At 57.1% G+C, this 13,078-nt stretch carries 3 protein-coding genes, 2 tRNA genes and 2 rRNA genes (1 of these 7 running past the window's edge); all 7 read right to left on the bottom strand.

Translation table 11 applies throughout. The annotated features are described in order from the left end of the window. Nucleotides 1-94 precede the first annotated feature (94 nt). Nucleotides 95-2,200, bottom strand: coding sequence for an exodeoxyribonuclease V subunit alpha (gene recD / locus IF199_RS03630; protein WP_192559704.1), 2,106 nt, complete (start codon nt 2,198-2,200; stop codon nt 95-97). After that, nucleotides 2,197-5,886, bottom strand: coding sequence for an exodeoxyribonuclease V subunit beta (recB, locus tag IF199_RS03625; protein WP_192559703.1), 3,690 nt, complete (start codon nt 5,884-5,886; stop codon nt 2,197-2,199). Before recB ends, recD begins: the two co-directional genes overlap by 4 nt. After that, entirely contained in the window at nt 5,883-9,335 is a 3,453-nt protein-coding gene (gene recC, locus IF199_RS03620) for an exodeoxyribonuclease V subunit gamma (protein WP_192559702.1), read from the bottom strand. The genes recB and recC overlap by 4 nt, the downstream gene beginning before the upstream one ends. 154 nt (nt 9,336-9,489) lie before the next feature. Next, a 5S ribosomal RNA gene (gene rrf / locus IF199_RS03615) occupies nt 9,490-9,605 on the bottom strand. Between the two features lie 179 nt (nt 9,606-9,784). After that, nucleotides 9,785-12,675, bottom strand: a 23S ribosomal RNA gene (locus tag IF199_RS03610). Between the two features lie 245 nt (nt 12,676-12,920). Beyond that, nucleotides 12,921-12,996 (bottom strand) — tRNA-Ala (locus tag IF199_RS03605). 30 nt (nt 12,997-13,026) lie between these two features. Beyond that, nucleotides 13,027-13,078, bottom strand: a tRNA-Ile gene (locus IF199_RS03600); it runs 25 nt beyond the window's last position.

Genomic DNA, 13,078 nt, shown 5'->3' with positions numbered 1-13,078 from the left:
TGATGCCGCAACGATAGCACAGCGTTGGAACGCCAGCGATACAGCACCCTCTGACCGGCTGGTCAGATAACGCCGGGATCCGTCAGCATTTTCATTATCGAGGTCCCACGCCCTCCTCCAGTTCCAGCATCAGACCGCTCAAGCGCTTGACCTTGCGCTGCACCGCCTCTTCAAACACCCCGGCTCGCGGTTCGATCAAGGTGAACCAGTGCTTGGCTCGGGTAATGCCGGTGTAGATCAGCTCTTTGGTCAACACCGGATTCAAGGCGTCCGGAAGGATCAGCGCGGTATGGGCAAACTCCGAGCCTTGCGACTTGTGCACCGTCATCGCGTACACGGTTTCCACATCATTGAGCCGGCTCGGCAACACGAACCGTACCCCGCCGCGCCCGTCGTTACGCGGGAACGCCACCCGAAGGACCGCTTCACCGGCGTTCGGCCCATCACGCTCGGGCAGCTTGAGAGCAATGCCGATGTCACCGTTCATCAGCCCCAAGCCATAGTCATTGCGGGTCATCAGCACCGGGCGACCTTCATACCATTGCTGGTCGCTGTCGATCAGCCGCGCCTTGAGCAGCGCGTCGGTGATGCGCTGGTTCAACCCCTCGACGCCCCACGGCCCTTTACGCACCGCGCACAGCAGCTGAAAAGTATCGAACGCCTGCAAGACCTCACGCGCCCAATCGAGCCAACCTGGATGCTCAAGGGGAGCTCCCGCAGGCGGACGCTGATTGCGCAGAACGCTCAGGTAATGCCGATACCCGTGGGGGCCATCGCCATGCCCTTCCAGAACAAGCCGCTCCAGTGCGTGGTCCTGCTCACCTTTGAGCGCCAGTGAATACACGTCGTCATGGCTTCGCCCAGCCAACAGCTGGCGAGCCTCATCCGGCAATTGCTGATTCACCCGACGCGCGAGCTGGCCGATGCCACTGCCCTCGCCGAAACGCCGCGAGTGACGCAACATCACCACTTGCTGCGCCAACGGGTGTGTACCGTCGATGTCCTCATGCAAACCGCTGTCCTGCAAGGACTCACCGCTAACGGACTCCAGCCACTGGCGGGTCTGCGGACTGTACCAACCCGCCTCGGCGTCGCGGCACAGATCCCCCAGCACCGCACCGGCCTCGACGGAGGCCAGTTGATCCTTGTCGCCCAGCAACACCAGACGAGCGTGCGACGGCAAAGCATCAAGCAGGTTGGCCATCATTTCCAGATCGATCATGGACGCTTCGTCGACCACCAACACATCCAGTGGCAGACGGTTCCCGGCATGGTGACGGAAGTGTCGGGTGCCGGGACGGCTGCCGAGCAAACGGTGAACAGTGGTGACCTCGGAAGGAATCTTTTCCCGAACGGCGTCGGCGACTTTCAGCGACTGCACTTGCTGGCTGATGGACTCGGTCAACCGCGCAGCCGCCTTACCCGTGGGGGCGGCCAGGCGAATGCGCAGAGGCTGGCCGGCTTCGACCGCCGGAGCCTGAAGCAACGCCAGCAAACGCACCACCGTGGTGGTCTTGCCGGTGCCAGGCCCGCCCGTGACGATGCTGAAAGCACCTCGGGTCGCCAGCGCGCAGGCGAGTCTCTGCCAGTCGATCACGTCGGCGTTCTTTGTCGATCCGAACAACTCGTCCAGCCGCTGCGACAGATCGCCCGGCGTCGGCTCATGCTCCGCCAAGCGCTGACGCAGAGCAGTGTCGATGCGTCGCTCATAGGCCCAGTACCGCCGCAAGTACAGGCGCTTACCGGACAGCACCAGAGGACATTGCCGTGCAGACTCATTGTCGTCGGCAGCCAGCGCCACCAGCGAGCTGCCAGCCAGCACCCTGCACCAGTGCGCCCCTTCCAGGGTTTCAAGCAATTGCGATGGCAGCAACAACACACCCGATTGCACGTCACCCTCCGGCGGCAGGGACAGGGCGAAGTCCGGGGCCTTGAGGGTTTCGAACAAATCCAGACACACATGACCGTGGCCGAGTTGATGACTGGTCAACGCGGCGGCAAGTAATACCAACGGATCAACGTCAGGCGCCAACTCGTAAAGAAATGCCACGAATGCCTTGTCCAGCGCCCGCAGCCATCCACGCTCGACCCAGAGGTTCAGTAGCTGCAACAGGTCATGGGCTCGCGTCAGAGGGGTGAGCTGCGCGAGGCCGTCGGCATCCAGTGAAACCGGCGGAAAATCCGCGATGGTGCGGCTCATAGCAATTCTCCCTGTTCCCACGCGGGCTCGGCTTTCGGTTCCGGTTTGCCCTGGAACATCCGATCCAGACGCTCGATCAGCTCTCGCGGCGGCCGCACGAAATACACACCACCGCTGTCAGCACGAGAGCCCCGCAGGAACAGATACAGCGCACCGCCAACATGCCGGTCGTAATCGTAATCGGCGAGGCGGGCCTTGAGCTGACGATGCAGTGCCAGCAGATACAGCACGTATTGCAGGTCGTAACGATTTTCCAGAATCGACTGTTCCATGGCCAGTTCGGTGTAGGCGGCGTCATCGACGCCCAGCCAGTTGGATTTGTAATCCGCCACGTAATACCGACCATCATGCTCAAAGGTCAGGTCGATGAAACCTTTGAACATGCCGTTGAGTTGCACCGCTTCGGCGGCGACCCGGGCAACACCGTTGTGGGTGAACTTGCGTACCTGCTCGTCGAGTCTGACGACATCGACCTTGTGGCTGGCGAACCAGAACTCCATCTCGACCCGATACTGTTTCAATTGCTCCAGCACCACCGGTGGTCGACCGGTGCCTGCAGGCATCGGCGATTTGAGCAAATGCTGCAGCCAGTCGCTTAGGGTCGTGATCCAGCCTTCCCAGCCGCGTCGATTGCAGCGTCGAGCGATCGCGTCTTCCAGCGCCTCGCGTGAAACCGCGAACCCTTCATCACCTGCCCATTCGAGCAGTCCGTGGAGGAACGTCCCCGGATTCGGTCCTCGGGGGAAGCGGTGAATCTCGGCCCCTCCCGGAATGATCTCGCGAGGGGCATCGGGCTCAAGGCGCTCGTCGTCGAACAGTTTCTGCGCTTGCGGGCTGTCCGGTGCTTCATCACTGCCCACGCTCAACACGTCACTGATGCGCAAGGCACTGTAAGAGGCGATCCACCAGTTTTCGCTGGCCTTGCGTTTGGGGATCAACGTGGCACTTGGGATCGCTTCGTTGCGTGGCGGCTGGTAGCTTTCGCTGGTTGCCAGGGGCATTTCAACGATGCTCAGCGCAGGGCAATGTTGCTGCAGATCGTCGAGCCAGCGAGTCAGACCGCTGGACTCACTCAATGACGCGCCACCACCCACCAGATAACCAAGTGCTGAAAGATGCAGGACCGAGCTGCTGTTATTGCCGCGCTTGAGGTCCGTCACGCCAAGCCAGCAGGCATGTTGTGCCCGGGTCAGAGCGACGTAGAGCAAACGCAGGTCCTCCGCCAGCCGCTCATTGTCGGCCAGGGCAATCAGCTCGGCATCAGGTTTGAGACTGACCTGAGCCTTGCCGGATGCATCGTGGTAATGCAACGGCAGCCGGCTGCCGTCCACGGGTTTGGCCGAGCAGATAAAAGGCAGAAACACCAACGGATACTCAAGCCCCTTGGACTTGTGGATCGTCACGACCTTGACCAGTTGCTCGTCGCTTTCAAGGCGCAGGATCTGCTCCTCACCCGCTTGACCGGACAACGCAAGGTGCTCGGCCAAATGCCGGATCAGCGCCTGTTCGCCATCGAGTTCGGAGGCCGCCTGCTGCATCAGCTCCGACAGGTGCAACAGGTTAGTCAGCACACGCTCACCATCACTGCGCGCGATCAAGGTTTGCGGCAGATGGAAGTCATGCAGAAAACGCCGCAACATCGGCAGCACGCCTTGTTTGCGCCAGATCTCGCGATAGGCTCGGAACTGCATGACGCGAGCTTCCCAGACCAGTTCGTCCTGATTCAGGCGCTCCAGCTCAGTCAACGGCAGGTTCAACGTGGTGCAGGCGAGGGCTGCCTTCAACGAGCGCTCGACATCCGGTTCGGCACAGGCCTTGAGCCAGGCCAGCAGATCATGGGCCTCCTGGGCCGCAAAGACAGAATCCTTGTCCGACAGGTAAACACTGCGCACCCCTCGGGCGGCAAGTTCACCGCGTATCGCTTGGGCCTCTTTGCCGTCACGCACAAGAATTGCGATGTCCGCCGGTTGCACCCCGCGAAAATCCTTGCCGTCCTGCGCGAAACCAGCGCTGCCGGCTTGTCCGCCATTGAGCAGGGCAGTGATTTCACTGGCGCAGGCCGCCGCCATCTGCTGGCGATAGACCGCACCGGAGACTGGTTGCTCGGTGGATAAATGCCAGATATTCAGCGCCGGCACGTCTTGCCCGGAAATCAGTAAATGTTCCTTGCGCCCCTGAGAATCCACGGGCTGAAACGGCACCGGGTTGTCACCGTTTTTCTCTCGAAACAGAAACGCGCCGCGTCCCTGTTCACGGGATTCCGCGCGCTCGAACACCTGGTTCACCGCACGGACCATTCCATGACTGGAGCGGAAGTTTGTGCCCAACGTATGTAGCCGCCCGGTGGTGGCTATTCGCGCGCGCAGGTAGGTGTAGATGTCTGCGCCACGGAAGGCATAGATCGCCTGCTTCGGATCACCGATCAGGAATAGTCCGGTCTCGGGATTGTTTTCCTCGATGCGATAGATGTTCTCGAAGATCCGGTACTGCACCGGATCCGTATCCTGAAATTCATCGATCAGGGCGACCGGAAACTGCTCGCGAATAAGCGTGGCGAGGCGCTCGCCGCCTTCGGATTGCAAGGCTGCGTCGAGTCGCAGCAGCATGTCGTCGAAACCCATTTCGGCACGTCGACGCTTTTCTTCTTCAAAGCGCTCGCCCACCCATTTGGCGGCGTGCTGCAGCACCGCTGCGTCGGGGGTTGGCAGCTCATCGAGGCTTGATTTGAGTGCCTGCATGGCGTCCAGTCCCGGATGGCTCGGTGGCTCGCCTTTCCAGGCCTCGGCCATGCCGTCAGGCGTGAGCCGGGTAAATCCGGTACCGATATCCAGTTGCTCCAGTGACTCGTCTTCAGCCCAGGCCTTGAGTTTCTCGAACCAGGGCTCGAAGTAGCGAGCCTGCATCTTGCGCCCATCGACTGTCTTGCTGGCGACGCCCTGATGACAAATGGCGAGCAGCTCATCCGCCCACTGCTGCCAGGGCTTTTTCAATTCAACCAATGCTGCTCGACGTTCTTGCAGGCATTCTTCGATCAGTTCGGCCGGAGATCTGCCTTCCGCTCCATTACGTTCAGTACCGAAGAGAGCACGTACGCGAGGCAACAAAGCGGCCGGACCGCCCCAGTGACTGCGAACCCAATTCAGTACATCCCCCTGCATCGGATAGCAGAACAGGCGCCAGTAATCGCGGAGCACTTCGCCCAACAGATCGCTGTGATCGGTTTCGAGGGTCTGGGTAAACAGACTACCGCTGTCGAATGCGTGTTCGCGCAGCATTCGCTGACACCAGCTGTGGATCGTCGAGACGGCAGCCTCGTCCATCCATTGCGCGGCGATGTCCAGACGATTGGCGCAACCGGGCCATTGCTGAGGGTCGAACTGCGCGCGCAACTCATCAATCAACGTATCTGGAGGCGGTGTCTCGTCACGGAAGAAGCGTGCGGCCTCCGCCAAGCGAGTGCGAATACGTTCGCGCAACTCCTTGGTCGCTGCGTCGGTGAATGTCACCACCAAAATCTGCGGTGGCAGCAGCTCGCGACCGAAGCCATTCGCTTCACCTCCATGGCCAAGGATCAGGCGCAGATACAACGCGGAGATTGTAAATGTCTTGCCAGTACCCGCGCTGGCCTCGATCAGTTGACTGCCCTTTAACGGAAACGCCAGGGCAAGAGGCTGCTTTGCGCTCATGAACGTCCCCCCGCGCTGGCCAAGGATTGCCAAGGGGCTTCGAGCACTGGGCGGTATAAAGCGTTGCACCAATCGGGGAATGTCTCTTCGGCCAACAATGCATCGTAATCCGGGAATTGACGGGCCAATGCGGGGCTTTCGCGTCGCTCACCTTCGCTGGTCTGGCCATCACCTTCATAGGCTTTACGGGCAGCGGCTTCAGCCTTCAGCGGGTCATTCTGGCCCAGCCATGCAAAAGCGGTTTTCACCGCCACCGGGAGCGGTTGACGCATTCCTGACTGCCAGGCGAGCAGCAGGTCTTCGAGTATTCTCCAGGCCCGATCCTGCTCCATCGGTTCAAGCAAAAGGGTGTCGTCACTGGCGACCAGCGCCGTAGTCAGAGAAAGCCCACTCGCACAAGCGACCAGATGATTGACCCATGGTTTGGTCAGACGGTGCCATTTGCGGTTCTTGATCGAACCGATACTGTTGGGGATCGTCGTCACCGACAGCACACCGCCATCGGCGCGTTGATGCAGACCACCAAGCCATCCTTCCAGGCGTAATCCCTGACATTCATGATTGATCGGGATCGCGCTGGTCAACGGAGTCGGCCAAAGCGTCAGTAGCTGCTGATAGCGTTGCAGCAAATCAGGAAGCGGTTCGATCAACTCTCGCTGCAGGCACTCACCAAATCCCGCCATGGGCAGCAGCCCGCTGTTTTGCAGGCGCCGAGCCTGATCCTCGAGCGCCTGATCAACACTCTCCGGATGTCCCAGGGCCGCTTCGAGCAAACTGTCGCTGAGGGTATATCGCTGCAACGCATCCAGGACAAAGGGTTCTTCATCGGCTTGAGGTACTTGTGCCGCTTCAAAGTAAACCTTCAATCGCTGAGTGAAAAAGTGTCGCACCGGATTGCGCAGGAAATCCTGCAGCAGTGCGAGACTCAACGGCTCCTCCTGGACATGGGGTTCAAGTATTCCTTTCACATCAACAGGCTCATGACGTAGATGCAGCATCTGCCATTCGCTGGCGTAGCTGAACAGTTCATTTCCCTCATGGAAGTAACGTGAACTGAATGGCTGCAGCGGATGTTCCTGAGTCATGGCATGCAAAAGATCCGCACTGTCGTCAGTCGTGCACCAACCGTTGGCGAGATGATCGCGCAACTGACCGATCAGCACCGAGGGTGGCCGCTCACTGTTGTCACGAATACTGCGTCCAACCCAACTGATGTAGAGCTGATGACGCGCAGACAACAGTGCTTCGAGCAACAAATAGCGATCATCTTCACGGCGGGAGCGATCTCCCGGCCGGTAATCGCTGCCCATGAGGTCGAAGTCCAGCGGTGGTTGTGCCCGGGGATAATCGCCATCGTTCATGCCCAGAAGGCAAACCAGCTTGAATGGAATTGCCCGCATCGGCATCAGGGTACAGAAGTTCACCGCTCCGGCCAGAAAGCGTTGAGAAAGGCGCCCCTGATCCAGTCCAGCCAGCCAGGCCTCGCGAACAACGGTCAGCGGCAACTCGTCTTCCAGTCCGACAGACTCGCAGGTCTCCAGCCATGTTTCGCGCAGCTCTTCAAGCTGGGTCAGCAAGTAGTCGTCATGCTCATTGCTCGCTTTGAAAAACACCTGCATCAGTACCTGTAACCGGCTCCCCCACTCTTGAGGTTTCGCAGGCTTCAGCAACTGCTGGTGCGAGTACTCCAAGGCATCCAGCAAGGCGACCAGAGGACCGATCAATGCGGCATCGAGACCGCCAATTTCATCGTAGGGCTCAATACCCGCGCAGGCACTTGAGTCGCCAACCGCATACCCGAGGAGCATCCGCCTCAGGCCGAAACGCCAACTGTTCTGCTCCAGTTCATTTGGCAATCCCAGTCCGGCGCGCTGATCAGCGTCCATCCCCCAACGCACACCGGCGCCTTCGATCCAGCGATGCAGAGTCGGCAAGTCCCGCTCCTCCACTCCGAACCGTGCGCGTAACGCTGGAACATCGAGCAAGTCGAGGATTTCGCTGACGGGGAAACGACTGTCTGGCAGCTTGAGCAAATGTTCGACAGCGATCAGTAATGGATCGCGACCGCGTTGCCCCTGGTCTGCCAGTGTGAAAGGAATGAACCGTGGATCATGACGATCCAGCTGCCCGAACACCGCACGGACATGCGGTGCATAGCTGTCGATATCAGGCACCATCACGATCACATCGCGCGGGCGCAGTTCGGGATTGGCGCTGAAGCGGGCCAGAAGCTGATCGTGGAGAATCTCCACTTCACGCTGGGCACTATGGGCAATGTGGAATCGAATCGACTGGTCCTGCTTCAGATCGACGTCGGGCCAGAGCTCACGCGTCTCGTCGAGTGGGCGCAGCTCCAGAATGTCATCTTGCAGTTGATTGAGCATATTTTGCGGGACTGTTTCGCTGAACAGATCGATACGACCATTGCGAAATGCCGCGCGATAGCTGCCGGGGTCGTCATAGCTGTCGAGCAGATTGATGTAGTCACGACCTTGCTTGCCCCAGGCTGCCAGTAGCGGGTGGGCATGTTGATGCAGTGATTCAGAATTCAGAACCACGGGCATGCCGTTCTTGCGAGCCTGACGTTTGTATTGATGGCGCAACAGATCCTTGTCGGCAACGATATCGGCCCAATGATAACGGCAAGGGTTGTGGACACAGAGCAGGACCTGGCTGAAACGGGCCAGCCCTGCCAATGCTTCGAGTACTTGCGCAGGCAGTGAGGAAATTCCGAAAACGATTACTCGTGAAGGCAAACCTGTCGGTGCTTTTTCAAGGTTGTTGATGCACTCGATGAATCGCTGGTGCACGCCCGCACGGCTTTGAGCCATGCCTTGTTCACCGACATCCTCAAGCAATGCGCGCCACAGCTCCGCCTGCCAGCAACTGGTGATGGGCAGCGGTTTTATTTCACCTCTGACATTTCGTAGTTGATGACGCCCCTCGGCCCAATCCTCGAGCCAGTCGGCACGGTACACCTGATACTGATCGAATAGATCAGCCAAACGCTCGGACAGCTGGTAGCGCTTGCGTAAGTCGGTGTCATGGGTCAGGAATCGTTGCAGCGGTTCGAAATGCGGCAGGTCGATGACCTGCGGCAACAAGCGCATCAACCGCCAGGTCAGAGGTGCCTTGTCGAGCAGGGACTTTGCCGGGATCTCATCTCGCCCCAGGACCATTCGGTAAAGCTGCCACATGAAACTGCCCGGCAACTGCACATCAATTGCAGCGGCAATACCGCAGCCGCCAAGGTCATCCTCTTCAGGATCCTCGGCTAATGCCAGCTTGAGCCATTGAGCGATGCCGTTGCTCTGCACGAGCGCAATTTCGTTCTCCAGGGGAGCCAGCGGATAGCGCCGCATTATGCTGATCACAAGGCTGCGCAGTTCGTCCAGGCTGTTGCTCTGAACCACCATGAATGCAGCGTTGAGGGACTGAGTGTCCGGCATGAAGGCTTCCTTGGAAAAGTACAAAAGCTAGGGCTGAACCTTAGCATTGTCGGCAGGCGAGGACAGCCGCAGGGCGTCTGAGAATGTCGTACGAACTTTCCTGCGGGCAAAACAAAACCCCAACTGCTTTCGCAATTGGGGTTTCGGAATTTAATCTTGACGATGACCTACTCTCACATGGGGAAACCCCACACTACCATCGGCGATGCATCGTTTCACTTCTGAGTTCGGGATGGGATCAGGTGGTTCCAACGCTCTATGGTCGTCAAGAAATTCGGGTACTGAGTCGTGGCCAGACGGCCTCGCTTCAGCAAATTGGGTATGGGATAGTTTTCGGTGTTTTGTGCTGCCTTTTTAGGTGCAGTCGAACTTTCGGTTCGTTTCGTCTTCACACACCGCAATCTGGTTGCTCTGGTTTAGAGAGCCGACGCAAATTGCTTGGGTGTTATATGGTCAAGCCTCACGGGCAATTAGTATTGGTTAGCTCAACGCCTCACAGCGCTTACACACCCAACCTATCAACGTCGTAGTCTTCGACGGCCCTTCAGGGAACTCAAGGTTCCAGTGAGATCTCATCTTGAGGCAAGTTTCCCGCTTAGATGCTTTCAGCGGTTATCTTTTCCGAACATAGCTACCCGGCAATGCCACTGGCGTGACAACCGGAACACCAGAGGTTCGTCCACTCCGGTCCTCTCGTACTAGGAGCAGCCCCTCTCAAATCTCAAACGTCCACGGCAGATAGGGACCGAACTGTCTCACGACGTTCTAAACCCAGCTCGCGTACCACTTTAAATGGCGAACAGCCATACCCTTGGGACCGGCTTCAGCCCCAGGATGTGATGAGCCGACATCGAGGTGCCAAACACCGCCGTCGATATGAACTCTTGGGCGGTATCAGCCTGTTATCCCCGGAGTACCTTTTATCCGTTGAGCGATGGCCCTTCCATACAGAACCACCGGATCACTAAGACCTACTTTCGTACCTGCTCGACGTGTCTGTCTCGCAGTCAAGCGCGCTTTTGCCTTTATACTCTACGACCGATTTCCGACCGGTCTGAGCGCACCTTCGTACTCCTCCGTTACTCTTTAGGAGGAGACCGCCCCAGTCAAACTACCCACCATACACTGTCCTCGATCCGGATAACGGACCTGAGTTAGAACCTCAAAGTTGCCAGGGTGGTATTTCAAGGATGGCTCCACGCAAACTGGCGTTCACGCTTCAAAGCCTCCCACCTATCCTACACAAGCAAATTCAAAGTCCAGTGCAAAGCTATAGTAAAGGTTCACGGGGTCTTTCCGTCTAGCCGCGGATACACTGCATCTTCACAGCGATTTCAATTTCACTGAGTCTCGGGTGGAGACAGCGCCGCCATCGTTACGCCATTCGTGCAGGTCGGAACTTACCCGACAAGGAATTTCGCTACCTTAGGACCGTTATAGTTACGGCCGCCGTTTACCGGGGCTTCGATCAAGAGCTTCGCGTTAGCTAACCCCATCAATTAACCTTCCGGCACCGGGCAGGCGTCACACCCTATACGTCCACTTTCGTGTTTGCAGAGTGCTGTGTTTTTAATAAACAGTCGCAGCGGCCTGGTATCTTCGACCGGCATGGGCTTACGGAGCAAGTCCTTCACCCTCACCGGCGCACCTTCTCCCGAAGTTACGGTGCCATTTTGCCTAGTTCCTTCACCCGAGTTCTCTCAAGCGCCTTGGTATTCTCTACCCAACCACCTGTGTCGGTTTGGGGTACGGTTCCTGGTTACCTGAAGCTTAGAAGCTTTTCTTGGAAGCATGGCATCAACCACTTCGTCGCCTAATGGCAACTCGTCATCAGCTCTCGGCCTTAGAATCCCGGATTTACCTAAGATTCCAGCCTACCACCTTAAACTTGGACAACCAACGCCAAGCTGGCCTAGCCTTCTCCGTCCCTCCATCGCAATAACCAGAAGTACAGGAATATTAACCTGTTTTCCATCGACTACGCTTTTCAGCCTCGCCTTAGGGACCGACTAACCCTGCGTCGATTAACGTTGCGCAGGAAACCTTGGTCTTTCGGCGTGGGTGTTTTTCACACCCATTGTCGTTACTCATGTCAGCATTCGCACTTCTGATACCTCCAGCAAGCTTCTCAACTCACCTTCACAGGCTTACAGAACGCTCCTCTACCGCATCACTTACGTGATACCCGTAGCTTCGGTGTATGGTTTGAGCCCCGTTACATCTTCCGCGCAGGCCGACTCGACTAGTGAGCTATTACGCTTTCTTTAAAGGGTGGCTGCTTCTAAGCCAACCTCCTAGCTGTCTAAGCCTTCCCACATCGTTTCCCACTTAACCATAACTTTGGGACCTTAGCTGACGGTCTGGGTTGTTTCCCTTTTCACGACGGACGTTAGCACCCGCCGTGTGTCTCCCATGCTCGGCACTTGTAGGTATTCGGAGTTTGCATCGGTTTGGTAAGTCGGGATGACCCCCTAGCCGAAACAGTGCTCTACCCCCTACAGTGATACATGAGGCGCTACCTAAATAGCTTTCGAGGAGAACCAGCTATCTCCGAGCTTGATTAGCCTTTCACTCCGATCCACAGGTCATCCGCTAACTTTTCAACGGTAGTCGGTTCGGTCCTCCAGTCAGTGTTACCTAACCTTCAACCTGCCCATGGATAGATCGCCCGGTTTCGGGTCTATTCCCAGCGACTAGACGCCCTATTAAGACTCGCTTTCGCTACGCCTCCCCTATTCGGTTAAGCTCGCCACTGAAAATAAGTCGCTGACCCATTATACAAAAGGTACGCAGTCACAGAACAAAGTCTGCTCCCACTGCTTGTACGCATACGGTTTCAGGATCTATTTCACTCCCCTCTCCGGGGTTCTTTTCGCCTTTCCCTCACGGTACTAGTTCACTATCGGTCAGTCAGTAGTATTTAGCCTTGGAGGATGGTCCCCCCATATTCAGACAAAGTTTCTCGTGCTCCGTCCTACTCGATTTCATGACTAAGAGATTTTCGCGTACAGGGCTATCACCCACTATGGCCGCACTTTCCAGAGCGTTCCGCTAATCTCAAAGCCACTTAAGGGCTAGTCCCCGTTCGCTCGCCACTACTAAGGGAATCTCGGTTGATTTCTTTTCCTCAGGGTACTTAGATGTTTCAGTTCCCCTGGTTCGCCTCTTGCACCTATGTATTCAGTACAAGATAACCATCTTATGATGGCTGGGTTCCCCCATTCAGACATCTCCGGATCAAAGTCTGTTTGCCGACTCCCCGAAGCTTTTCGCAGGCTACCACGTCTTTCATCGCCTCTGACTGCCAAGGCATCCACCGTATGCGCTTCTTCACTTGACCATATAACCCCAAGCAATCTGGTTATACTGTGAAGACGACATTCGCCGAAAATTCGAATTTCTCAACTAAGAGAACTCACAAATTTTACCTTAGCCTGATCCGTTACCAGTGAAAGTAACGTTCAGTCTATCTTTCTATCACATACCCAAATTTTTAAAGAACGAACTAGTCAAAGACTAGAAATCAACATTCACCATCCACTCGATGGAATGCTCATTTCTAAGCTCTTACTTCAGAAGCAGTAGTGGTGGAGCCAAGCGGGATCGAACCGCTGACCTCCTGCGTGCAAGGCAGGCGCTCTCCCAGCTGAGCTATGGCCCCGTATTTCTACAGGCGTTTCCCACACAAAATTGGTGGGTCTGGGCAGATTCGAACTGCCGACCTCACCCTTATCAGGGGTGCG

The sequence above is a fragment of the Pseudomonas allokribbensis genome, assembly GCF_014863605.1.
In the GTDB taxonomy this organism is placed as follows: Bacteria; Pseudomonadota; Gammaproteobacteria; order Pseudomonadales; family Pseudomonadaceae; genus Aquipseudomonas; species Aquipseudomonas allokribbensis.
The sequence above is the reverse complement of the archived record's forward strand: the minus strand, read 5'-3'. Positions and strand labels throughout refer to the sequence as shown.

Bases quoted from the DNA above. Each gene is read 5' to 3' on its own strand.
- recC (WP_192559702.1), bottom strand. From the start codon at position 9,335: ATGCCGGACACTCAGTCCCTCAACGCTGCATTCATGGTGGTTCAGAGC.
- recD (WP_192559704.1), bottom strand. From the start codon at position 2,200: ATGAGCCGCACCATCGCGGATTTTCCGCCGGTTTCACTGGATGCCGAC.
- recB (WP_192559703.1), bottom strand. From the start codon at position 5,886: ATGAGCGCAAAGCAGCCTCTTGCCCTGGCGTTTCCGTTAAAGGGCAGT.